This is a genomic window from Xanthomonas sp. NCPPB 3569 (genome assembly GCF_041475645.2).
Lineage (GTDB): Bacteria > Pseudomonadota > Gammaproteobacteria > Xanthomonadales > Xanthomonadaceae > Xanthomonas > Xanthomonas phaseoli.
Genome location: NZ_CM192969.1, coordinates 1806475 through 1828926 on the forward strand (window position 1 = coordinate 1806475; position 22452 = coordinate 1828926).

General features: G+C 63.9%; 19 protein-coding genes and 2 pseudogenes. 8 read left to right on the forward strand and 13 right to left on the reverse strand.

From position 1 onward, the window contains the following. Positions 1 to 83 precede the first annotated feature (83 nt). Together ACCQ03_RS07680 and ACCQ03_RS07685 are read left to right on the forward strand one after the other, a co-directional pair. A complete protein-coding gene (locus ACCQ03_RS07680; protein WP_150145896.1) occupies positions 84 to 686 on the forward strand; it encodes a recombinase family protein in 603 nt (200 codons plus the stop codon). Beyond that, on the forward strand, positions 670 to 3699 hold the full coding sequence (locus ACCQ03_RS07685; RefSeq protein WP_209228031.1) for a Tn3 family transposase: 3030 nt from the start codon (positions 670 to 672) through the stop codon (positions 3697 to 3699). Before ACCQ03_RS07680 ends, ACCQ03_RS07685 begins: the two co-directional genes overlap by 17 nt. A gap of 93 nt (positions 3700 to 3792) precedes the next feature. Here ACCQ03_RS07685 and ACCQ03_RS07690 read toward each other — a convergent pair. The 9 genes and pseudogenes from ACCQ03_RS07690 to ACCQ03_RS07730 form a co-directional block, all read right to left on the reverse strand. Then, a pseudogene (locus tag ACCQ03_RS07690) lies at positions 3793 to 4014 on the reverse strand (SDR family NAD(P)-dependent oxidoreductase); the annotation flags it as partial. A 42-nt stretch (positions 4015 to 4056) separates the two neighbouring features. Next, on the reverse strand, positions 4057 to 5583 hold the full coding sequence (locus ACCQ03_RS07695; RefSeq protein ID WP_057679733.1) for a GMC family oxidoreductase: 1527 nt from the start codon (positions 5581 to 5583) through the stop codon (positions 4057 to 4059). Continuing rightward, positions 5580 to 6944, reverse strand: coding sequence for an alpha/beta hydrolase (locus ACCQ03_RS07700; RefSeq protein ID WP_209226719.1), 1365 nt, complete (start codon positions 6942 to 6944; stop codon positions 5580 to 5582). Before ACCQ03_RS07700 ends, ACCQ03_RS07695 begins: the two co-directional genes overlap by 4 nt. Positions 6945 to 7238: 294 nt before the next feature. Beyond that, positions 7239 to 7907 (reverse strand): glycosyltransferase family 2 protein, encoded by a 669-nt coding sequence (locus tag ACCQ03_RS07705; protein ID WP_209226721.1) that lies wholly within the window; start codon positions 7905 to 7907, stop codon positions 7239 to 7241. Further along, a complete protein-coding gene (locus tag ACCQ03_RS07710) occupies positions 7904 to 8506 on the reverse strand; it encodes a class I SAM-dependent DNA methyltransferase (protein WP_209226723.1) in 603 nt (200 codons plus the stop codon). Before ACCQ03_RS07710 ends, ACCQ03_RS07705 begins: the two co-directional genes overlap by 4 nt. After that, entirely contained in the window at positions 8503 to 9261 is a 759-nt protein-coding gene (locus ACCQ03_RS07715; RefSeq protein ID WP_209226726.1) for a PIG-L deacetylase family protein, read from the reverse strand. The genes ACCQ03_RS07710 and ACCQ03_RS07715 overlap by 4 nt, the downstream gene beginning before the upstream one ends. Beyond that, a complete protein-coding gene (locus ACCQ03_RS07720; RefSeq protein WP_209226746.1) occupies positions 9249 to 9767 on the reverse strand; it encodes an acyl-CoA dehydrogenase family protein in 519 nt (172 codons plus the stop codon). Before ACCQ03_RS07720 ends, ACCQ03_RS07715 begins: the two co-directional genes overlap by 13 nt. Positions 9768 to 10622: 855 nt before the next feature. Next, positions 10623 to 11214: pseudogene (locus tag ACCQ03_RS07725) on the reverse strand (O-methyltransferase). A gap of 272 nt (positions 11215 to 11486) precedes the next feature. Continuing rightward, positions 11487 to 11966 carry a BLUF domain-containing protein gene (locus ACCQ03_RS07730; RefSeq protein WP_017156640.1) on the reverse strand — a complete coding sequence of 160 codons (480 nt, stop codon included), beginning with the start codon at positions 11964 to 11966 and terminating at the stop codon, positions 11487 to 11489. A 322-nt stretch (positions 11967 to 12288) separates the two neighbouring features. On the opposite strand from ACCQ03_RS07730, the gene ACCQ03_RS07735 reads away from it, so the two are divergent. Continuing rightward, a complete protein-coding gene (locus ACCQ03_RS07735; protein WP_209226747.1) occupies positions 12289 to 12705 on the forward strand; it encodes a hypothetical protein in 417 nt (138 codons plus the stop codon). A gap of 147 nt (positions 12706 to 12852) precedes the next feature. Here ACCQ03_RS07735 and ACCQ03_RS07740 read toward each other — a convergent pair whose 3' ends face one another. Then, positions 12853 to 14007: an epoxide hydrolase family protein gene (locus ACCQ03_RS07740; protein ID WP_209226728.1), complete on the reverse strand. Its 1155-nt coding sequence runs from the start codon at positions 14005 to 14007 to the stop codon at positions 12853 to 12855. A gap of 1 nt (position 14008) precedes the next feature. After that, complete coding sequence (locus tag ACCQ03_RS07745) at positions 14009 to 14923, reverse strand: NmrA family NAD(P)-binding protein (RefSeq protein ID WP_209226748.1); 915 nt, start codon at positions 14921 to 14923, stop codon at positions 14009 to 14011. A 178-nt stretch (positions 14924 to 15101) separates the two neighbouring features. Between ACCQ03_RS07745 and ACCQ03_RS07750 the strand changes: the two genes are divergently transcribed. After that, positions 15102 to 15743 carry a TetR/AcrR family transcriptional regulator gene (locus tag ACCQ03_RS07750; RefSeq protein ID WP_209226732.1) on the forward strand — a complete coding sequence of 214 codons (642 nt, stop codon included), beginning with the start codon at positions 15102 to 15104 and terminating at the stop codon, positions 15741 to 15743. A 215-nt stretch (positions 15744 to 15958) separates the two neighbouring features. Here the strand turns inward: ACCQ03_RS07750 and ACCQ03_RS07755 are convergent, their stop codons facing one another. Beyond that, positions 15959 to 17779 (reverse strand): transmembrane repetitive protein, encoded by a 1821-nt coding sequence (locus ACCQ03_RS07755; protein WP_209226735.1) that lies wholly within the window; start codon positions 17777 to 17779, stop codon positions 15959 to 15961. A gap of 13 nt (positions 17780 to 17792) precedes the next feature. Beyond that, entirely contained in the window at positions 17793 to 18392 is a 600-nt protein-coding gene (locus ACCQ03_RS07760) for an NfuA family Fe-S biogenesis protein (protein ID WP_011408965.1), read from the reverse strand. An 88-nt stretch (positions 18393 to 18480) separates the two neighbouring features. Between ACCQ03_RS07760 and ACCQ03_RS07765 the strand changes: the two genes are divergently transcribed. From ACCQ03_RS07765 to ACCQ03_RS07780, 4 genes are all read left to right on the forward strand, one after another. Next, positions 18481 to 18837, forward strand: coding sequence for a 4a-hydroxytetrahydrobiopterin dehydratase (locus ACCQ03_RS07765; RefSeq protein WP_017156633.1), 357 nt, complete (start codon positions 18481 to 18483; stop codon positions 18835 to 18837). Then, positions 18834 to 19256 (forward strand): energy transducer TonB, encoded by a 423-nt coding sequence (locus ACCQ03_RS07770; RefSeq protein ID WP_017156632.1) that lies wholly within the window; start codon positions 18834 to 18836, stop codon positions 19254 to 19256. The genes ACCQ03_RS07765 and ACCQ03_RS07770 overlap by 4 nt, the downstream gene beginning before the upstream one ends. Positions 19257 to 19520: 264 nt before the next feature. Beyond that, positions 19521 to 20339, forward strand: coding sequence for a zinc transporter ZupT (gene zupT, locus ACCQ03_RS07775; RefSeq protein ID WP_039574590.1), 819 nt, complete (start codon positions 19521 to 19523; stop codon positions 20337 to 20339). A 292-nt stretch (positions 20340 to 20631) separates the two neighbouring features. Further along, on the forward strand, positions 20632 to 22449 hold the full coding sequence (locus ACCQ03_RS07780; RefSeq protein WP_057679746.1) for a DUF3300 domain-containing protein: 1818 nt from the start codon (positions 20632 to 20634) through the stop codon (positions 22447 to 22449). Positions 22450 to 22452: the final 3 nt, after the last annotated feature.

Here is a 22452-nt window from a genome sequence, read left to right on the forward strand (position 1 = left end):
CGCAGAACCCCGTAAAAAGTGTGCGGAAAACCCCGTCGCCACACGCTACCATGCGGAAACCGGTTCCCGATGGTTATTCGCCTATGTTGGTCGGCTACATGCGTGTGTCGTCGGACTCCGACCGGCAGAGCACTAACTTGCAACGCGACACACTGCTCGCTGCTGGCGTTGATGCCCGACACCTGTTCGAGGATCGCATCTCAGGCGCGAAGGATGACCGCGCAGGCTTGACGAAGGCGCTCGAATTCGTCCGGCCCGGTGACGTACTGGTGGTCTGGAAGCTCGACCGGCTTGGCCGCTCGCTGTCGCACTTGCTCGCCATCGTGACCTCACTCAAGGACAAGCAAGTGGCGTTCCGCTCGCTGACCGAGGGAATGGATACCAGCACGGCGTCCGGCGAGTTGCTGTTCCATGTGTTCGGCGCACTTGCGCAGTACGAGCGGGCCCTGATCCAAGAGCGCGTCGTCGCGGGCCTAGCCGCTGCCCGGCGGCGTGGCCGCACCGGCGGGCGACCTCTGGCCATCGTCGGCGAAAAGCTGGAGGCCATCATTGCCGCGCTGAACGGCGGGATGTCGAAAGCGGCCGTGTGCCGCAACTTCGGCGTCAAACGCACCACCTTGATCGAAACGCTGGAGCGAGAGGGTTGGCGTGGAACGGGCAGAACGGCCGATGAGCAACAAGAATAAGCTGCTCACCGTCCTCTCGGACGCCGAGCAGGAAGCGCTTTATGGCCTGCCGGACTTCGACGATGCGCAGCGGCTGGAATACTTGGCGTTGTCCGAGGCGGAGTTGACGTTCGCGGCCAGTCGCCCCGGCCTCCATGCGCGGGCCTATTGCGTCTTGCAGATCGGCTACTTCAAGGCCAAGCACGCCTTTTTCCGCTTCAACTGGAGCGAAGTCGAGGATGATTGCGCCTTTGTGCTGAGTCGCTACTTCCACGGCGAGGACTTCGAACGCAAGACGATCACCAAACATGAGCACTACACCCAGCGCGAGCGCATCGCCGAATGGTTCGGCTATCGGCTCTGGGCAGCCGATTTTCTGCCACAACTCGCGCAGCAGGCCGCCCAGATCGCACGCCGCGACGTGACGCCTAGCTTCGTCGCCGCCGAGCTGATCGTCTGGCTCAACGAACGCAAGATCATCCGGCCCGGCTACACGACTGTGCAAGAACTGGTGAGCGCCACGCTGTCGGCCGAACGTCGGCGCTTAGGTGGCCTGCTGGCCGAAGTGCTGGATGATTCGGCCAAAGCCGCGCTATCCCAGCTTTTGGTACGAGACAACACGCTGTCCGAATTGGCGGTGCTCCGGCAAGACGCCAAAGATTTCGGCTGGCGTCAGATGGCCCGTGAACGCGAGAAGCGCACCATTTTGGAGCCGCTGCACGGGATCGCCAAGACGCTGTTGCCCAAGCTGGGCATCTCGCAACAGAACGTGCGTTACTACGCGAGCCTGGCGAACTTCTATACCGTCCACGACCTGCGAAACCTCAAGCCGGACCAGACCCATCTCTACCTGCTGTGCTACGCCTGGCTGCGCTATCGGCAACTCACCGACAACCTGGTCGATGCCATGGCCTATCACATGAAGCGACTAGAGGATGAAAGTCGTGCCGGCGCCAAGCAATCCTTCGTCGCCGAGCAGGTACGGCGTCAGCAGGAAACGCCACGAGTCGGACGCCTGCTGTTGCTCTATGTCGACGATACGGTGGCCGACACCACACCGTTCGGCAACGTGCGGCAGCGGGCGTACAAGATCATACCGAAAGACGCGCTTCAGCTCGTCGGCCATCGTATGAGCATCAAACCAGCGAGCAAGCTGGCCCTGCATTGGCAGGCGGTGGACGGGCTGGCCGAACGCATGCGCCGTCATCTGCGACCGCTGTATGTCGCGCTCGACCTTGCCGGCACCGACCCCAGCAACCCGTGGCTGGCAGCACTGATCTGGGCCAAGAGTGTGTTCGCCAAACAGCAGCGCCTGTCGCAACGTCCGCTCGTCGAATGTCCAACAGCGACGTTGCCGAAACGGTTGCGACCGTACTTGCTGACCTTCGACGCCGACAGCAAGCCGACCGGCCTGCACGCAGACCGCTACGAGTTCTGGCTGTACCGCCAGGTCAGGAAGCGCTTCCAGTCGGGCGAACTCTATCTCGACGACAGCTTGCAACATCGGCACCTCTCTGACGAGTTGGTGTCGCTCGATGATAACGCCGATGTACTGGCTCCGATGGACATCCCGTTCCTGCGCGAACCGATCGAGGCCCAACTCATTGCACTGACGGCAGAACTGCGAACGCAGTGGTTGGCGTTCAACCGTGAGCTGAAGCAGGGCAAGCTGAAGCACCTCGACTACGGCAAGGCCACGCAGACGCTGACGTGGCGCAAGCCCAAGAGCGAGAACCACAAGGCGCATGAGCAGGCACTCTACGAGCAACTGCCATTTTGCGACGTGGCCGACGTGTTCCGCTATGTCAACGGTCAGTGTCAATTCTTGTCGGCGCTCACTCCGTTGCAACCACGCTATGCCAAGAAGGTGGCCGACGCTGACAGCCTGATGGCAGTCATCATTGCCCAGGCAATGAACCACGGCAATCTGGTCATGGCGCGTACCAGCGACATCCCGTACCACGTGCTGGAGAGCACCTACCAGCAATACCTACGGCAAGCATCGCTGCACGCGGCCAACGACTGCATCAGCAACGCCATCGCCGTGCTGCCGATCTTCCCGCATTACTCGTTCGACCTAGGCGCGCTGTACGGTGCGGTCGATGGCCAGAAATTCGGCGTCGAGCGTCCGACCGTGAAAGCGCGCTACTCGCGCAAATACTTCGGCCGCGGCAAGGGTGTCGTCGCCTATACGCTGCTGTGCAACCATGTTCCGCTCAACGGATACCTAATCGGTGCTCACGAATACGAAGGGCACCACGTGTTTGACATCTGGTATCGCAACACGTCGGATATCGTGCCAACGGCGATTACCGGCGATATGCACAGCGTCAACAAGGCCAACTTCGCCATCCTGCACTGGTTCGGACTGCGCTTCGAGCCGCGCTTCACCGATTTGGACGCCCAATTGCAGGATCTGTATTGCGCCGACGAACCGGCGTTGTACGAGACGTGCCTGATCCGACCGGTCGGCCAAATCGATCGGCAACTCATCGTCAGCGAAAAGAGCAACATCGACCGGATCGTCGCCACGCTGGGCCTGAAGGAAATGACTCAGGGCACCCTGATCCGCAAGCTATGCACGTACACCGCGCCGAACCCGACGCGGCGCGCCATCTTCGAGTTCGATAAGCTGGTGCGCAGCATCTACACATTGCGCTACCTGCGCGACCCGCAACGGGAACGCAGCGCGCACCGCTCGCAGAATCGCATTGAGTCCTACCACCAGCTACGCTCGACCATCGCCCAGGTCGGCGGCAAGAAGGAGCTGACCGGGCACACAGACATCGAAATCGAAATCAGCAACCAATGCGCACGGCTGATGGCCAACGCCATCATCTACTACAACTCGGCGATCCTGTCGCGCCTGTTGACGAAGTACCAGGCCAGCGGCAACGCCAAAGCCGTGCTGCTGATCACGAAGATGTCACCGGCGGCGTGGCGACACATCCTGCTGAACGGGCACTACACCTTCCAAAGTAACGGCAACTTGATCGATCTGGATGCGCTCGTGGCGGGGTTGGAATTGGGGTGAGGGGTGACGGGTGACGGGTGACGGGTGACGGGTGACGGGTGACGGGTGACGGGTGACGGGTGACGGAATTTTCTGGGGTTCCGGCTTACATCCCCAGATGCGGGTAACGTCCTGCTCCTGCGTCACATCGCCTTCGATGGCGATGATCTCTCCCAGTCCGGATAACTCGGCCACCGCCTGGTCGAGCGTGCCGTTGGGAAGATCGGTGATCGCCACGCGCACACCGGCTTCGAGCAGCTGGCGCGCAGTCTCCTTGCCCATGCCGGAGTCGCCGCCGCTGATGAGGGCGATCCGCTGTTTGATTCCGAGATCCATGTTGAGCTCCTGGTCGTTGAATACGTGGTGGCGCAGGTGCCGCTAGCGCGCGAGGAAACGCTCTGCGGTACGCAGCGCGAGTGCCATCTGGGTCAGGGCCGGATTGGCTGCCAGTGCGCTGGGAAACACCGAGTTGTCGCAAATGTAGAGATTCGGTACGTCGAAGCTGCGGCCATCGGGATCGACCACGGCCTGTGCAGGATCGGTCCCCATGCGGCAGGTACCGAGCGTGTGGGCCGAGCGCGCAGCCGCGAAGATATTGCGGGCGCCAGCGGCCTGCCAGATCGATCGAAGCACTGCGCGCGCATGGGTGTCGATGGCCTGCTCGTTGGGGCCATAGCTGAAATCGATGCGCGCCTTGCGCTGGCCGAAGGCGTCCCGCTCGTCGGACAAGGTCAGGCGATTGGCGTCCTGCGGCAGGCATTCGCCATTGATGCCGATACCGGCCAGGCGGTTGTAGCGCAGCAGCGTTGCGACCAGATCCCTGCCCCACATGCTGGCACCGCGTGCCAGCGTGTTGGCGAGCGTGATCGGCTGTACGCCCAGGCTCTGCACCAGATAGCCGCCGATGAAGTTGGCATCGGCCGGGCGCACCATGTCTTCGGTGATGAGCGAAGACGGGTAGCCTCGATTCATGCGCATGTCTGCGTCGAACTGACCCCATACCTGGGTTGCCACGTGCGCCATGAAATTGCGGCCCACCTGCCCGCTGGAGTTGGCCAGCTCCAAGTTAAGCAACAGGCGCGGTGTCTCCACACCACCTGCGCACAGGAAAACGGTGCTGCAGCGCTGGCGATGCTCCCGCCCCTGCTGGCGGTAGATCACCGCGGTCACTACGCCGCGTCCGTCGCGTTCCAGATCGATCACCCGGCTGTCGGTGCGCAATTGCGCGCCATGCGCTCTGGCCAGCGGAAGCCATGTGGTGTCCACGCTCACCTTGGCGGCGTTGCTGCAGCCCTGGTGACAGGCACCACAGTTGTTGCACGCTGCACGTTGGCCCCAATGTGGCTGCTGATGTGGCCGGGTGACCAACGCGGCCGGTGCGTCGGTGGTCAGGATGCCAAGCGCGCTGCAGCCGCGCTCCATGGCGATGGCCGATGCATTGCGTTGCGGTGGCCGATAGGCATAGCTGCGCTCGGGGTCCCATGGGTAATGCACGGGACCGGAGACCCCGATGAAGGTCTCCACGCGACGCACGTAAGAGACCAGCTCATGGTGCGGGATCGGCCAATCGGCGCCCTTCCCCGTTTGGGTGCGAAGGCTGAGATCGCGCTTGTCCGGCCGAGGGCAGAACGCGCCCCAATGCAACGTCGAACCGCCGAGCCCGGAGCCCGAATTATTCGGACCGAACGCAGTAGGCGTTTGCCCGCCGCTCAAGCGCTCGTCCATCCAATAGATGCCGGTGGTCAACTCATCGGGAAGATGCGACTCCGGCGTAAATGCCGCGCCGGCTTCCAGCACGACCACCGAAACCCCCGCTTGTGCAAGCCGCGCTGCAAGCGGGCCGCCCCCCGCTCCGCTGCCGACCACCACCACATCGACGCTGTCCTGGCCACCAGCGTTGCTCATTGGGCAGTCTCGGGCATACGCAGTTGCCAGTGTTCATGCCGGCCTGCTGCGGTTTCCACGTAGCCCACGGGGCCATTGCCGGTGTCGTTGCCGACGGCAAAACCGTCGTAGCCCAGCGCGGCCATGGTGGCGGGAAGGCTGGTCCAGGTGCGCACCACATCCGCACGTACATCCTCGAACCAATGCGCGAATTGCCCGGCATCCAGGCCATGCGCAGAGTTGTTGCCTACCATCGCATGCGCGATCTCCTGCAGCCAACGATCCTGGTCCTGTGCCGACTGTTCGGCAAAGCCGCCTGCCAATGAATCGAGTGCATCCAGGCCGAGCGCAATCGCCAGGCAATCGTCTGGCAAGTCTGCATACCGCCAACCATCTCCCGTGCCTTCTGCAAGCTGCAGATCGATACGCCGCGCAATCTGCGCCGCATCGCCCGCACCATCCAGCACGCGTGCAGCCACGGCCGCGAGCACATTCAACTGCCGCGAGCTCAACACGCCCTTGCCCGAAGCCGGTGGACCAGAGTGCCGGGCGAGCAAGATCTTGCGCATACGCGGCGCCACGCGCTCGGAGTTCAGCAAGGCAATGAAGTCCTCAGGCAGGCAGTTCTCAATGCAGCGCTCTACATGCGCTTCGATCAACTGCGCCAGTTCCTGCGGTTGTTCATAGGGAATCAGATGCGCCGCGTTGGCCGCGGTGGCGAGCTGCGCATGCGCATAGTGCGGAGCGTTCAAGTGCCGCTGCGCAGTCTCGCCCAGATCGCCATCCTGGCCGCCTGCGACAATCACTGCCGGCACGCCGATGCATCCGGCCTGGGCGGTGCAGTCTTCGCGACTGCCGTGTGCGAGCCATGCCATCCATGCACTGGGGGCGGTGCGCAGAACGTCGTTGATCGCGGCGTCCCTGAGTTCATCAGGCAGCGGGGAGGCGCAGTTGGCATCCACGAACTGTGCAGCCTCCATGCGCGTGGGCTGCCCTGCTTCGAACCAGGCAAGCATGGTGCGCCGTCGCGATTCCTGCATCGGTTCGGGTGCTGGCGGCGATGCAGCAACCAGCACCACGCCCGCCAGACCGGCAAGGCCCGCCACACCGTCGCGCGCCCGAGCTGCCGTCAACGTGGCGATCTTTCCGCCCATGCTATGCCCCACTGCAAACCAGCATGCCGATTGCCGCTTGATGACTTCAGCGCTGAACCAGTCGACAAGCGCGTTCGTGTCGAAGTGGTCCAGCGCAGGCGCATCGCCGAATCCAGGAATGTCCAGCGCAATACAGTCGAAGCGACTACCAAACCGCGCGATGACACGGCTCCACTCATGCCGGCTGGCGCCAAGCGCATGCAGGAAGAACAACGTTGGCTTGGCCATGTCGCACCTTGTGTGTCGGTTCGGCATGGTGGCGCACGCTTCGTCCACGTCTCGTGCAGATGAGGTCGACAGCCGGTTAGCAGGTGTCAGGCGTTGGGCGGCGACAGGCCGTGGTTCGACTGCGGCGATGCAGAAGGCGCGGATGCACTTCAAATCGCTGGTCTGGCCAGCCCGTAGCACTGTAATGGTTGAAGCGAACAACCCTCTGGCCAGGGGCGCCTGCTGAACGAATCCGAATCCATGCGGCAGGGCGATGACGTTTCTAAAAGACAGTTCCGAGCATTGCGCCAGCCGCTACGCAGGCACGCAGGTCGCGGCTTCCAACTGTTTCAAAAAATCAGAGAAACCGCCGACTGCCCGTGCCTGCCTGCGGGCACTGGTCCACACCACCGAGCGTGGCGACCAGGCGATCGCTGCATCGATCGCCTGCAGCGCGTGGACCAGCGCAACGTCTTCGCTGCAGGTCAACGCAGAGAACCCACCGCATTGTTGATAGAGCGCGGTGCTCACACCGAGGTTGGCGCCATGAATGCGACCATGACCTTGTCCGGTTGCCTGGCTCTGTTCGAACCTGCAGCGCACCTCATCGGAATAGTCCAGCCAATCCTCCACCTGCACGACACCGCAGAACACATCCGCGTCGGCTCTGCGCTGTTCCACCAGCCAATCGGCCGGGACGCGCGAATCGGCGTCGGTCACGGCCAGCCAATCGGCGCCCAGTGCAATGGCCTTGGAGGCTGCGGCCGCCCGCGCACTGCCGACACCGCCGGGTGCGGGTACGTCGATCACGTGCGCGCCCAACGCCAGTGCCAGCTCTGCGGTTGCATCCGTGCAACGGTCCACTGCGACGATCACCTCCACAGGTTCGTGCAATTCGGGATGCGATGCGGCGCGAAACACCGATGCGAGGCAGGCCGCCATGCACTCGGCCTCGTTATGCGCGGGAATGATGACGGCGATCATCGCAAGCCTTCGTGTTGTGCCACCGACAACGGTTGCGCGGTCCACGCTTCCAGCAGGAAATCGCTGTCTTCATAGCGATAATTCAGCGGCAAGGTGAGCCGTCGGGCGATACAGGCATGGACCGCGATGCCATCTTGTTGTGCCTGTTCGAAAGGATGCTTCCAGTGGCAGGCGACCAGCAGTCCCTCCGGCGTCAGCGCCTGTTGCAGGCGCGCGATCAGCTCGTCGAGTTCGGAAGCGGCGAGGTAGTAGCCGATCTCGCTCAGAACGATCAGGTCGAAACTTCCCACCGGCCACTGCTGCGGATGGCAGGCCTGCACGATTTCGACGTTACTTCGCTCCCCTACGCGTTGCTTGGCCTGTTGTACCGCAGCGGCCGAGATGTCGGTTGCCAGCAAGCGCTCGCAGCGTGCAGCGAGCCCACAGGTTGCTTCGCCGTTGGAACACCCCAGTTCCCATCCGCGTGCAAACGCCTGCCTGGGCAAGGTTGCCAGCAGGATGTCGCGTTTGCGTTTTTCGTACCAACGTGTCGCATAGCCGAACGGATCGTGTTGCTGATAGATGCTGTCGAAATAATCGGCATTGGCCTGGGCGTTCATGGGAGATAGACCTCGAAATCGCGCCGAAACCTGGCCAGCGCCCAGTCGGGAAGGATGGGGTTGCGCAGCGCAGGCGTGACGTGACCGGTCTGCGTCTTGAACGCGGACATCGCCTGCATCTTTGCAGCGTGCGCATCGGCAGAAAGCACCAGACGCGTGGCCGACGCCAGCATCTGACTGTGGTCGGGGTCATCCCAGTGCCATGCCCAGATCGGAAACTGGATCAATCGCGCTCGGCAGCGTGCAACTGCGTTGCTCGCCGCATCTGCACAAGCTTCGTGGTCGGGGTGGCCATCGCGCGCATACGTCACCAGCACCGCATCGCGCGGTTGCAGCAGATTCGCCAGCCGCTCACCGAGGGCGTCAACGCCCGCGCGTACCTGGCCATCTCCCGCATCCAGCCTGACGATGCTGACTGAATCGATGCCCAGGCACGCCAACGCATCACGCAGCTCCTCACGACGCGCAATTGCCAGCCGCGCGGGCGGCCATGCGTCGTCCTGCGGATAGGCCGCTTCGCCATCGGTAACGGAGACGATCAGGACCTGTCTTCCCGATGCGATCGCCATCGCAAGCAGCCCGCCACATCCCAGCACCTCGTCATCCGGATGCGGAGAAACCACCACGACACGGGTGGTGGTGCCCAGCAGCTGTTCGAGGCTGCTGGTGGGCAGCGCAGTCAACTGGGGCGATGCGCGCCAGCGCTGTTCGCTGACGCCTTGCCCTGCGATTTGCTCGCCCCTCACAGCAGCCATGGGTTGACCTCGCTTGCGTGCAATTGCTCTCCCAGCCACTGCTCGTCTTTTTGGCCGTGGGACTGGCGAACGAAGGCAGCCAGGTCGGCGCACCGCTGCGCGTGCCCGGCATCGCAGCACAGTGAGACAGGCCCCAAGGCCAAGGCGGCACGTTCGATCACGTCCCGGCAGATGCGGTCCATGATGCTCCGTAACCGCATGACAGCCAGTTGATGGCTGTGGGTTGGAGCGTCGTCGATCGCCTTCGCCAGGTCTTGCAGCATCAGCCGTGCACCGGTCAGCTGTTCGTCGATGGCGCCCAGGTGTGCTGCCGCAAAAGGGTTGTTCGCCACGCGGGGCGAGCGGCGTACATGCTCGGCAATGGCTGCGGCAGCGCCATACCAGCAGGCCGCGATGCCTGCCCCGCCATGCCAAAAACCCGGCCGCTGCAAATAGAATTCCGGCTCACCGAGCAATCTTGCCGGCGCATTCGCGAAATGGCCGTTGCCAGTCGGAATGCCGAGCATGCCTGGTCCGTGCCACTGACTTGCATCTAGCGCGAAGCATCCCTGCGCTAGCGTCACGGCGGCAAGCGGCTGCCGATCACCGTCTCTGACGGTCACCAATGCGTGCGTCACAACGTCCAACTCCGCGCTGCACCACGGTTTGATACCGGATACCGTGCTTGAGTTCGCTTCGTACGTTGCGGTGTCATGCGGCCCGCCCGCTGCCCACACGGCCCACACCGCTCCATTCGAAGGTAATGGCTGGCCGGCCTCGGAAAAAATCGACACAGCGTCGTAATGCGCCTCCAGCACTTTGGCAAGCGGCAAGCTCGCGGCACCCAGCTTGCTCAGCGCCTGCCATCGCGCGTACGTGCGTCCTGCGCCAGGATTGGGAAGTTGCGGCGTCAGTCGTACGTACTCACGCACGCATTGCGCGAGCACTGGATTCGGCGATATCGAAGGTGTGCCCGGCAGATCGTCGCGGGCCAGTGCTGATTGATACATACGCCAACCTAAGCGATGGCTCGTCAATCCCAAGTGAGCCAATGACCAAGTCCATCACCGCAACAGCCGTTGGATAAAGAAGACTGCCTGGCGATGGGCGCACGTTGTCGATGCGAGCGTGGCTTTAAATCATCAGCACCGATCGCAACACCGCGCAAGCAATGTCACGCGGGGTCTATGTTCGTTCAAGAGTGCGAACAGAGGTTTTGCGATACGCTCGAACCGGACTCAGCCGAGAAGAGCAATCGTGCGGCCGGATGTCACATCAAGCCGGAAAGAATCGAGATGAACCGACGACTCAGCAGAACAACGCGCAACAGCGTCAGTTGGAATCGTCGGGCGCTTGGCCGCCGCGCAGACGCCGCGAGCCCTTCAGTCTGCAACCCGCACCGCCATGAACTGTCCGTTGCCGACCGGTACGTCGCTGCATCGGAAGGAGGATGTCGGCGCGGACAGCCTGCATGAAATCTGCCATCTCCGTTGCGTGCGAGGTGGCGTTGTCCACCACCATCAGACCGGTGCCGGGCTTGAGCACACGGCGCAGCTGCGGCCACCACCGTGCATAGGCGCTGCGGTCGGAGTCCAAGAACAACAGATCCACGTTGCCATCGTCGGCGGTCTCCAACCACGCACCTGCATCGCCCAGCACCTGCGTGATGTGCGCCTGTAGTCCGGCACGCACGAAGTTCGCAGCCGCCAGGGCGGCCTTGTCTTCGGCATGCTCCAGCGTAGTGACATGTCCACCAATGGCGATGACAGCTTCGGCCAGCCACAGCGTGGAGTAGCCATTCGAAGTGCCCACCTCCAGCACCTGCCGCGCCCGCGTTGCATGTACCAGCAGGGCGAGCAGCTCGCCGGTTTCTGGGGTGATGTTCAACATGCGTTTGCCACGCGCGGGTTCCACCGCGTCGTTGCTGGTTCCAAAACGCGATAGCTCCTCTTTCAGATCCTGCAACGCGCTCATGCCTTGACTGCCTGTTGACTGTTGCAGTGTGGGCGATGACCTAGGCAGCGCCCTTCAATGCCTGGTGCACCGCATCGTGATGCGAGCGAAGCGGATGCTCGACGCGCCTGATACAAGTGCTCGCTATTGGCTATTCTCCGCAAAGAACGCTCTACCTCGCTTTCAACATCGCTTGCAACAAAACAACTGTAGGCATGGCGCACGCAATCAGTCGCAAGAGCTTCCCAGCCTGCGCACTCTCACGATGGGGTACTCCGCCGACGCGCCCTCGGTCATAGATCAGCTGTCGGCGGCATGGCCCCCTCCCAGAATTCCAGCAACCGGGACACAGGCTCCGGCTTTTTTCCCGCAGACCACAGCGCAAGGCGTGTGCGCGACCAGCGTTGTGCGCTGAGCTCGACAATCGACCCGGGAAGCACTTTGCGGCACGCCATCTGCCAGTCGGGAAAGTAACGCTCGACGATGGAGCCGTTGTAGACCTCCGCGATCACGTGATGGCGCGAAGACCGCTTGATGCGATCGTAGGTGTGCTGCACCCCGGCAGGCGGCCCCTCGAAATACTGGAAGAAGCGAGCGCCGTCGTAGAGCAGGACGCCAGTGATGGCGGCCAGCGAGTTGTGTGCACTGGAAGAGACAAGCAGCCGGTCGACCTCCCCCATCGACATGGGGCGACGCACCTCGCTCACGTAAGCGATGGCCTGCAGCGGTGGATTTGCCAAGAACTCGTCTCGATAGGTGATCTGCTCCAACATCCATTTCTGCAGAGTCGTCAGCGCCGGCTCCTCCTGAGGTCGCTGCGAGCGCCAGTATCAGGGCGCGACGCACCGATTGGCAATGCAGGCATTACAATTTACTTATACATAGCGGCGATGTGCGGCCACGGGCCAGCTTGCTCAACCCGTCTCGGCGCGTGCAGTGCCACGCTGGAAGGCCAGTCGATCCGATGAGCGCTGAGCGAAGACGCTGGCGCATTGCAGTGGCTGGCCGAAGACGTGGCCCGCGATATCATCAGAAGAAAGGCGATCAATGCGCGCATCGCTCCAAAGCCACCCGCAACCTCAATCGGGCCAGACGATGATGACCGGCAACGATGAACTTCAGCGCGCCACGTTGCTGCCAGTGGCATTGCTCGCCGTCATGTCGCTTGGCGGATGCGTCACCACGTCCCCGGCAACGGGTCATCTCGTTGAGGGACCTGTGCGCCTGGGGGAGATGGCAGCAGTCGATGGTCCCAGAGTGCGGCCCGACCGAATCGTCGAAGACAGCCGGTGCCCTGCTGATGTTCAGTGCATCGTGGAAGGCCGACTGATCGTGCGTGCGACGGTACTGGGTGGTGGCTGGTCCAAACAGGTTGACCTGACGTTGGGCATCCCGGTCCCGATTGCCGATGGCATGTTGACGCTGGTAGACGCCACGCCCGCGCCCATCGCCCCGGAAACCGCCGCCCGCGCTGCGGCACGCTTCACCTTTAGATTTCAAGGCGGTCGCTAGCCAAGCATGCCCCCAGGCTGACGATCCGCATCTTGCATTAGCGGAACTTCCACAGGTTCGCAGTGGTCCGCCCTGCGTTCGTCAAATTGCTCGACGCAGCCAGGTGCACTGGATTGCCGCTGCGGAGCCCGATCGGCGAGTCGGCCTCTACCGCAGCGATCGAAAGGTTTCCCGGAGGTGGTCGACCAATGCAGGCGGGTTTTCCATCGCAGCAAAATGCCCGCCCCGCTGCGCTTGTGCAAAAAAGCGAAGATCCGCGAAGCGTCGTTCTGCCCAGCGCCGGGAAATGCGCACTTGCTCCCCAGGGAACATGCTGATCCCGGTTGGCGTTGGCATTGGGTGCGTGGGCATCGCAGTCCCGGCTTCATGCGCAGCTTCCCAGTAAAAACGCACCGAGCTGGGCCCGGCATTGGGGAGCCAGTACAGCATGATGTCGTCGATGAGGTGATCTAGCGCGATCACGTTTTCCGGCTCGCCATCGCTTTGGGAAACGTCCTGGAAGAGCGCGTACAGCCACGCAGCGATGCCGGCTGGTGAATCAGCCAAGCTAAACGCCACCGATTGCGGTCGTGTGCTTTGCAGCCGCATGTAGCCTGCAAATTCGTTCTGATAGCGCTTTGCGTCGTCGAGCATCCGCTGCTCTGCTGGCGTGGCGTTGGCAATCTCTTCGGCGCTCGGGTCGAACATCACCATGTTCAGATGGATACCCAACAAGCCGGGCGGCTGCATGAACCCGAGCGCGGTCGTGATCGCGCTGCCCCAATCGCCGCCCTGGGCAGTCCAGCGCTGGCCATACCCCAGCCGGCGCATCAGTTCGACCCAAGCCGCAGCCGTTCGCTCCACTCCCCAGCCGCGGGCAGTGGGTTTGCCAGAGAAGCCAAAGCCGGGCAACGATGGGATCACCAGATGAAACGCATCCGACGCCTTCCCACCGTGGGCCACCGGGTGACTCAGTGGGCCGATCACGTCGCGAAATTCCAGAATCGATCCCGACCATCCATGCGTCAACAGCAGCGGCAGCGCGCCCGGCTCCGGCGAACGCACATGCAGAAAATGGATATCCAGCCCATCGATGGCGGTGCGACTGCTATTCCAGCCATTGAGCAACCGCTCTGTGGCGCGCCAGTCGTAGCCCGTCCGCCAGCGCTCCACCAGGCGTCGAATGCGCGCCGATTGTGGGCCCTGGCTTTGATCGCTCACCGTTTCCGGGCTGGGCCAACGCGTGTGCCCAAGGCGTTGGTCGAGATCATCCAGCTCGGCTTGCGCGATGTTGATTTGAAACGGTGCAATGCCGTCAGTCATCTCAAGCCTCCGGTGCGTAGGTGTGCGCCAAGGTCTGGCGGGCCGACTGCCACGCGCGCGCGCCGTAACGATCATTGTCCAGAGGGAACAACTTGCCGCGTCCACTCATCATGTCGCGCAGGTATTGCATGCCCTGCCAGGGTGGGAACGGGTCATCGCTGGTCGGCGTCAGTGCACGCACGACACGGATGATGGCCGACATCGTGCCGAGTCCGCCTGGCCTGAGCATGCGATATCGCTCGCCCGTGAGCTCGGTGAGCAGACGTGCGATGTCGTGTGGCGAAATGCTGTTGCCGGCAATGCGCAGATCGCGTGGAGACTGCGGATCCAGCGCTGCCGCGGCGGTGTAGCTGGCGACATCGTCTTTGGCAGTGAAATCGAGTTTCTGGTTTGCGTCGCCAAAATGCAGGACGCGGCGGCCCGGTAAGACCAGGCGCGCACTGCCCTCAAGCAATTCCAGAAAGCCGCCACACAGCACGGATGTGGCCGAAATGGGGGTGGCATCCAGCTGGTCTCTGAAGCGGCGCCGCAGGTCCAGATTGCGATTGTCGCCTGGCCGCGTCTTCGTGTAGTCCAGCGAGAAATCGGATGGGATGAAGCGAGGAATGCCCGCAGAAACCGCTGCACGCAACAGCTTTCCCTGTTGACCCAACATCACCTCTTCCAAGCCGTTGAGTGCGCAAACAACGCAGTCCGCCCCCATGATCGCGTCGCGTAGCCGCTCGGCGTCGTCGAACTCAACGCGTCGAACCTGGACGCCCCGCCCTTCCAACGCCGTAACGCGGCTCTGTCCTGCACCGTGCCGCACCAGTGCAACCACTGCCGCGCCCTGATCCTTGAGTGCAGCCGCGATCCGGTAACCCAGATCGCCGGTGGCACCTGCGACAACAATCTGCGAACTGGTCTGTGTATTCACGTGCTTCTCGCTTGATGGTTGGTGTGCCCAAGGGGCGGGCAGCCGATGCAACAGGGAGGCACTGGCGCCCTATTACCTCGGCTGTCATGCGTTGCGCTGGCGGAAGCGATCGTGCAGCGAACAACTGAACGATATCGTTCAGTTGTTGAAAACACAAGCGGCGTGTAGCTTTTCGCCGATGAAGGCAGTCAAGCAAAAATCCAAAGGCGGCAGGCCGCCACCCGATAAAGCCGGCGATGTCGATCGGCGCCTCCTCGATGCGGCTTTACAGCTCTTCCTGGAGCGTGGCTTCGAGCACACCTCGTGCGAGGACATCGCGCGACTGGCAGGTGCGGGCAAGGCCAGCCTTTACGCCCGCTATGCCAACAAAGACGCCATTTTCGAGGCAGTGATTCGCCGTGATGTGCAGACCCAGCCCCTGCCAGCCGCCAGCAGCGCCCCGCTGGATCTTGAGGCTCGGCTAAGGCTCGCAGGTCGAGCAATACTTGCGCATGCGTTGCAGGCGCAAACCGTGGCGATGATGCGCTTGGTCGTCGGCACTTCCATCCGGGCGCCGGAGCTTGCTGCGGAAGTCAACCGCATCGGCTGGGAAGGCGGGCTGCAACGCGTGCGCAAGGCGATCCTCGATGGCCCGGATCAACCCGCCGATCCCTCTGCGTTGGCAAGCCAATTCGTCGATCTGGTGTTTGCGCCGCATCAACTCCGTGCGCTGCTGGGAGAACACCCGGCACGCCTGGTCGACTCCGCGGCAGACCGCGTGGAGTGGGCACTGGGGCTGCTCAGCGCTGCAGGCCAGCTGAAGACGAAACGTCCTCGCTGACACGCGCTCGACGCCCGAAAACTGCATCGCGCCTTCGAGGCGCCTGCCGACCGGTTGCAGGCGCCATCACGTCGGCACAAACGCCATCGCGATGACTGCCGCCCTCTTCTCACGATCGATCGATGCCGCATGCAGTTGCCCGGCATGCTCATGTGGGGCGCAGGGCCGATCTCTGCACTCAGGCAGACATCGCCACACGTCAGCGCGCGTCTCACTTACCCGCCGTTGCGGGGCAGCGCGCCCTTGTCTTCCTGCAACTCACGCTTGAACGGCACGTCCGGCGGCGGGCGTGCGGTTGCCGGTTGATCGTTGAGATTGGGATCGCTCAGGCCGCAACCGCCGCCCAGTTGCAGGAGGGACACCACGCAGCTGATCTTGGTGGTCGTGCCAGGAATCGGAATCTCGATCTTCTTCAGGCCGCGCCGCACCCACTCCTGCAGCAGCGTCTGGTTCGGCATCCAGTATTTGTCCAGCGATGTCGGCGTATAGCCGTACGGCGGATGTTTAAGCCAGGTACCGCCCTGCGCAATCTGGTCGCGGGTCCAGGTATCGGTCTCGCTGCCCGGTGGCCCGCGGTCACCGGCACCCTTGCCGGCATCGCCCGCCCCGCTGGCCACCTTGACGCTGCCATCTGCATTGAACATGCCGTTGCGCTGGGCGTTGCCACCTGTCGTGTCGCCTTGCCGATTGCGGTCGGATTTGCTCCAGTCGTCGGCGTTGGCGGCCACATCCCACCCGCCGCTGCGATCGGCAGGCGCCGGGCCGGCATGACTGCTGGCGGCTGGCTTGGCAGGCATCGATGCAGCGGCGGCCGCGCTGCTGGAACGCTCGGACTGGGCAGGACTGGCCTGCGACGGTGCAGGTTGTGCGGCTGCCTGCGCAGATGGTGCCGCCACGGGTGCCGGCCGCGGGTCGGGAGTCGCAGGCGTCGCTGGCACGACAGGTGCCGCCGCCACTGGCGCAGGCGCCGGATCCGGTACGTTCGGCAGCTCTGCCGGACGCACCGCGACCTCAGGCATGCGCACCGTCGGCGAGATCTCACGCAGGCGTGCAGCCGGCGCGGCGATTTGCGGGCGCTCGGGGATGACGATGTCGCGCTCGCGCACCGCTGGGGCCGTGGCAGAGCGCACCGCCACATCAGTGGCCGGACGTTGCAGTTCGCGCACCTGCGGGCGCTCGGTCACCGTCTGGATGTCGCGTTGACGCACCTGGACCTGCGGTGCCGCCCGCTCGATTGCACGCGGCGTCAGCGTGATGGTTGGCGGCGGTGGGACGACAAAGTCGTTGGTGGCGACCGGGGTTTCGGTGACCTGCAGCGGCGATTCGATCGTCACCGGCGGCACCTGCACCGTCACCTGCGGAATCTCCGCGGTGATGGGTTCGCTGGCAGCTTGCACCGGTTCCGGCGCATTTTCCGGTGCTTGGGCCATGTCGGGGCGTTCCACAGGGTCGGTCGCTGGCTGCGCTGGCATCGGTGTTGGCGATGCAGCCGGTTCGCTTTCCGCCGCCGATACACCTGCGTGCGCCGGCGAAGACGCCGCAGTTGCCGCCGCCTGCGTCGATGCCTCGGACGTAGGTTGACCTTCCCCGCCGCCCTGCACTTCAGCCCCATCGCCAATCAAGGTCATGCGCACCCGCGACTCCTCGCCGGGTTTGGTTTCGTCAGGCGCCCAGCGCACGGTGACCACCCAGATGAGCAGCGCAATAAAACCGAGGTGGATGAGAAAACTGCCAAGCACCGCCAGCCAGTGCTGCCGGCGCTGATCCTTCGGCCGCGGGTCCCAGTGCTGCCACCACAGGCTGCGGAATGCCTGGAAGGGCGACAGCAGGGAAACGCCGGCCACATCGCGCCGAGCCGGTTGCCCACGCGCCAACAGCACATCCATGACATGGTCATCGTTGAATGGCGCAGCCGCGTGCTTGCGGTTGCCCATCCAGATACCCCAGCCATACGGAAGGCCGGTGCGCCGATCCAGAATCAGCTTGCCGGGCATGCGCGCGCGCAGTGCCTGCAGCAGATCGGCAGCCGTTGTCACCGGTGGTGCGGAATCAGGCCGCGCTGTCGCGCGGAATGTAGGGGGCGTCGCCGGTGGCGTGGTCGGTCGCGTCGCGCACCGCAATCACGCCGGGCACGCGCCCCATCAAGGTCTTTTCGATGCCCTGCTTCAAGGTCACGTCGGCCATGCCGCAGCCGTGGCAACCGCCGCCGAAGCGCAGCAACACCACGCCGTCGGCGGAGACTTCCTGCACGGCCACGCGCCCGCCATGCGATGCCAGCTGCGGGTTGATCTCGTTTTCCACCACCCAGCGCACCCGCTCGACCATCGAAGCCGACTCTGCAGGCGCTTCGCCCTTGATCTTGGGCGCCTTGATGGTGAGTTGCTGGTTGCCGGTGGACTGGGTGACGTAGTCGATCTCGGCCCCATCCATCCACGGCACACTGGCAGCGACCACATACAAGGTGAAACCGTCGCAGTCGATTGCCCATTCGTCACCGCTCAGGTCCGCCGGTTCGGCAAACTCAAGCCGGGCATCGGCGCGTGGGGTGCCCGCGTCCACCGCGCTCAGGCGCACGCCCATGCCGGGCACGCCCTCGCGTTCGATGAGCTTGCGGAAATAGGTCTGGGCTTTGTCGGATATCTGGATCATGCGGGTTATTCTACCGCTCAAAGCGCCCTCGCTCATGGAACACCGTGATCCTGGCGGGCGCGCCGTCCGCCACCCCTGCGAGACCGTCATGACCGATCTGATTCCCCTGGAGCAGGCCCATTGCCTCCCCCGCAAGGGCAGCGACCACAAGCTGGGCGAAGCGCGCCTGGCCGAGCTGCTGCCGCAGGTGCCTGGCTGGGAGCTGGCCGAGGCCGGCATGGCGCTTACGCGCACGTTCCGCTTCACCGACTATTACCGCACCCTGGCCTTCGTGAATGCGCTGGCCTGGATCGCCCACCGCGAAGACCACCACCCCGACCTGGGCGTGCATTACGACCGCGTGGTGGTGCGCTATTCCACCCATGACGTGGGCGGGCTGAGCGAAAACGACTTCATCTGCGCGGCCAAGACCGCGCAGCTCTACGACCAGGGAATCACTGCATGAACATGTATCGCGCTGCGCTCGCCGGCCTCATCGTCGCCACCGGCCTTGGCGGTTGCGGCAAGTCGCCCCAGCAGGCTGCCGCGCCCACCGTCGCGCCCACCGAGCTGGCTGCCGTGAAGACGCCTCCGCCGGAATATTCGCCGCAGCTGGCTTGCGCCGGCGTCGGCGGTACCACCGTGCTGCGGGTCGTGGTCGGCCCCCAAGGCTCGCCGACCGACGTCTCGGTGGCCCAGAGCAGTGGCCAGCCCGTACTCGACGAAGCGGCCCAGACGCGCGTGCGCGAGTGGCAATTCAAGGCCGCCACCCGCAATGGCCAGGCCGTGGCGCAGACCATCCAGGTGCCGGTCTCGTTCAAGCCGCCGGTGCCGCGTCCGAACGAATGTTTCGCCATCGAGGAGCGCGCACGCCGCGGCGGCTGAGGACCGCGCAGGTCGGTGGCGCCTTGTTTCTGCACGACACAAGCGCACCGACACCCATGCATGGGCAACAGCGCCCTGTTCGCGCGCGCGTGTTTTGTCTGCGTCTGACGCTGGCGCGGATGCGTTACTTTTCGTCTTCAACACGACGTCTTCGTCATCGCGGCATGGCCATCCTGCTTCCGCGGAGGGGCATGGGTATCTGGCGAGCTACGGTTGCCACGCTCTCTCCAGGAAGTTCTTCATTTCCCCAGGACGTCGCGCCACATGCTTGCAGTGTCATCGCACAATCTCTGGATCGCGCTTGCGGTCACGCTGGCGGCCGGGCTGGCAACCGGGCTCGGCAGCCTCATGGTGGTGTTTGCCAAAAAGCCCAACCCGCGGCTGTTGGCATTCGGCCTGGCCTTCGCCGGCGGCGCCATGGTGTACGTATCGCTCACCGAGATCCTCAACAAGTCGATCGCCGCGTTTTCCCAGGCCTACAACGACAAGCTCGGCTTTACCTTCGGCACACTGACCTTTCTTGGCGGCGTGCTGCTGATCATGGTGATCGACCGCCTGGTGCCGAATCCGCACCAGAGTTTGTCCAGCGACGATCCGCACTTTCGCGAAGACAACCGCGCCTATATCCGCCGGGTCGGCCTGATGACCGCCGTCGCGATCACCGCGCACAATTTCCCGGAAGGATTGGCGACTTTCTTCGCTACGCTTGAAAGCCCGGCGGTCGGCATGCCGCTGGCGTTCGCGATCGCCATCCACAATATTCCCGAAGGCATCGCGATCGCGGTGCCGGTGTATTTCGCCACGCGCAACAAGTTCTATGCGGTGGGCGCCAGCCTGCTCAGCGGGTTGGCCGAACCGATCGGTGCGGGCATCGGATATCTGGCCTTGGCCAGCGTGCTCTCGGATGCGGTCTTCGGCACCGTGTTCGGGCTGATCTCCGGGGTCATGGTGTTTCTGGCACTGGACGAGTTACTGCCGGCTGCCAAGCGCTACGCCCAGGGTCACGAGACTGTGTATGGCCTAGTTTCGGGCATGGGTACGCTGGCGATCAGCCTGGTGTTGTTCCGTTTCGCAACGCCGTGAAGCGCGTCGTGCGCTGGCAGCTCGTGATGACCTGACCGCAAGCTCTGCCGCGTGCGCGGCTGCAAGCCTTCTTCAGCAATGCCATCGCTGGCTTTTGAATGACAAACCGATGCGCGCCGCCTGCCTGAACTCAAGCGCGCGTCGCAGTGCATCTTCGTCGGCATGCGGTTTCCCGCACGTTTGCTGAACACCGTCGCGCCTGGTTGACTGAAGCCAAGTTTTAGAAAGGTTCCAGACACTCAAGCCGGCGCATGGTACGCGCGTCATCAACGCACACACAGCGAGGTGCCGTATGCAACGCACATGGTCACAAGGGCGCCTTGCCTTGGCGCTGTCGATCGCATCCACCGCTACGATTGCACTCGGCGGGTGTCAACGCACGGACGCACCCGCGCCGGCTGCAGCCGAGCCTCCGCCGCCTCCCAGCGCGATCGCAGCGCCGGCTTACACGCCGCCCACGGCAGACCAGCTCTACCAACTGGTTGCGCCGATTGCCCTGTTCCCAGATAAGTTGCTGGCGCAAACGCTGGCGGCATCGGTCTATCCCGATCAGGTGGTCACCGCACAGGAATGGCTACGCAGCAATAGTGGCTTGAGCGCTGCCGATCGCGCCCAGGCCACGGTGTCGCAATCGTGGGATCCGAGCATCAAGGCACTGACCGCCTTTCCCGATGTGGTGGCCCAACTGGCCGGCAATCTGGATTGGACGCGTGCGCTCGGCGATGCCTATGCCCACGACCCCAACGATGTGCTCAACGCGGTGCAGATCATGCGCCAACGCGCCCAGGCCAGCGGCCATCTGCGCAGTACGCCGCAACAGCAAGTGCAGGTGGCGCGCCATGTGGTGGTGACGCCCATTTTAGATGAGGGCCGCATCCCGCCGCCCTCGCAGGTGATCACCATCGAACCGGCGCAACCGGACGTGGTGTACGTCCCGCGCTACGACCCCGGCGTGGTCTACGGCACGCCGGTCGATGTCTATCGGGAGTATCGCTACCGCCCGGTCCGCTGGTACGACGAAGGCGACGTCGTCACCACCGGCCTGGTGTCGTTCGGCGTCGGCGTATTGGTGGGCGGCGCGCTCGAGCACCACCACGGCTGGTTCGGCTGGGCCGAGCCGGCGCCTGCCTGGCACCGCTGGGGCTGGAACAGCTGGGGCGTGGACTGGAACGCGCCGCCGGCCGCACCGCATTACGTGGTCTACCAGAACCATGTCTATGCCCCGCGCACCACCATCATCAACAACCGAAATACCTATATCGATTCGCGCGCGTATGTGAATCAGGATCAGCGCCATTGGTCCGCTTCGATCTCTGCGCCTGTGGCCGGGATCTCCCCAGCCAGCTTCCACGCAGCGCAGGCGGCCGCTCTACCTGCAGCAGTCGCCGGCGCGCGTGGGCTTGGTGCCTTTGCAGGAGCCACCACGCCAGCGCCCTCGCCTGCCCAGCCGCATCGTGCGCCCGACTATGCGCATCTGGCCACACCGCATTTCAATGCGCAGATGCTGCAGCCAGGGCGCCCGGTCGCGCTGAACGCATCGCCTTCGCCGCATGCTGCGCCCCTGACAACTGCTGCCCACCCGATGCAGCCAGTGACCTCCGCACCGCGTTCACCGCGCGTGCAAGCACCGGCATTCGCATCGGCTGCAACGCCTGCACGGGTGAATGACTTGCAGGCCGCACCGCAGCATATGGCGCAGGCACGCGCAGAGCCGCGGACAGCGCAGGAGCAGGCAGCTGCTGCTGCAGCCAGCCGCGCACATGCTGGCATGCCGCCGCGCGATGCATTCGCCAGCCGCGACGCCCGCGACAGCCAGTTCCGAGCGCAATCCCAATCTGCGCAATGGAAGCCGCCCGTGCAAGCGCAACGACAGCTGCCGCCCCATCAGCAGTTTGCGTCCGCAGCATTGCCGCGGGCCGAACATGCGCAGCAGTCGCGCCCGCGTGACGAACCGCGCCCGGTCATGAAGGCAGAGCCGCAGCAGCACATGCAGCGGATGGCGTCCTTCGCCCCACCGCGTGCCGCTCCGACACACCAGGCCGATATGCACCAGCAGCGCCCGCATCCGTCGGCGCAGCCGCAGCATCACGACCACCGCCACGAGGGCTGAGCC

Excerpts from the sequence above, each read along its gene's own strand:
- ACCQ03_RS07735 (WP_209226747.1), top strand. The coding sequence starts at position 12,289 with ATGATGACCGGCAACGATGAACTTCAGCGCGCCACGTTGCTGCCAGTG.
- ACCQ03_RS07730 (WP_017156640.1), bottom strand. The coding sequence starts at position 11,966 with ATGTTGGAGCAGATCACCTATCGAGACGAGTTCTTGGCAAATCCACCG.
- ACCQ03_RS07740 (WP_209226728.1), bottom strand. The coding sequence starts at position 14,007 with ATGACTGACGGCATTGCACCGTTTCAAATCAACATCGCGCAAGCCGAG.
- ACCQ03_RS07710 (WP_209226723.1), bottom strand. The coding sequence starts at position 8,506 with ATGAACGCCCAGGCCAATGCCGATTATTTCGACAGCATCTATCAGCAA.
- ACCQ03_RS07760 (WP_011408965.1), bottom strand. The coding sequence starts at position 18,392 with ATGATCCAGATATCCGACAAAGCCCAGACCTATTTCCGCAAGCTCATC.
- ACCQ03_RS07720 (WP_209226746.1), bottom strand. The coding sequence starts at position 9,767 with ATGCTCGGCATTCCGACTGGCAACGGCCATTTCGCGAATGCGCCGGCA.
- ACCQ03_RS07750 (WP_209226732.1), top strand. The coding sequence starts at position 15,102 with ATGAAGGCAGTCAAGCAAAAATCCAAAGGCGGCAGGCCGCCACCCGAT.
- ACCQ03_RS07700 (WP_209226719.1), bottom strand. The coding sequence starts at position 6,944 with ATGGCCAAGCCAACGTTGTTCTTCCTGCATGCGCTTGGCGCCAGCCGG.
- ACCQ03_RS07765 (WP_017156633.1), top strand. The coding sequence starts at position 18,481 with ATGACCGATCTGATTCCCCTGGAGCAGGCCCATTGCCTCCCCCGCAAG.
- ACCQ03_RS07705 (WP_209226721.1), bottom strand. The coding sequence starts at position 7,907 with ATGATCGCCGTCATCATTCCCGCGCATAACGAGGCCGAGTGCATGGCG.
- ACCQ03_RS07715 (WP_209226726.1), bottom strand. The coding sequence starts at position 9,261 with ATGGCTGCTGTGAGGGGCGAGCAAATCGCAGGGCAAGGCGTCAGCGAA.
- ACCQ03_RS07695 (WP_057679733.1), bottom strand. The coding sequence starts at position 5,583 with ATGAGCAACGCTGGTGGCCAGGACAGCGTCGATGTGGTGGTGGTCGGC.
- ACCQ03_RS07685 (WP_209228031.1), top strand. The coding sequence starts at position 670 with ATGAGCAACAAGAATAAGCTGCTCACCGTCCTCTCGGACGCCGAGCAG.
- ACCQ03_RS07770 (WP_017156632.1), top strand. The coding sequence starts at position 18,834 with ATGAACATGTATCGCGCTGCGCTCGCCGGCCTCATCGTCGCCACCGGC.
- ACCQ03_RS07680 (WP_150145896.1), top strand. The coding sequence starts at position 84 with ATGTTGGTCGGCTACATGCGTGTGTCGTCGGACTCCGACCGGCAGAGC.
- ACCQ03_RS07780 (WP_057679746.1), top strand. The coding sequence starts at position 20,632 with ATGCAACGCACATGGTCACAAGGGCGCCTTGCCTTGGCGCTGTCGATC.
- zupT (WP_039574590.1), top strand. The coding sequence starts at position 19,521 with ATGCTTGCAGTGTCATCGCACAATCTCTGGATCGCGCTTGCGGTCACG.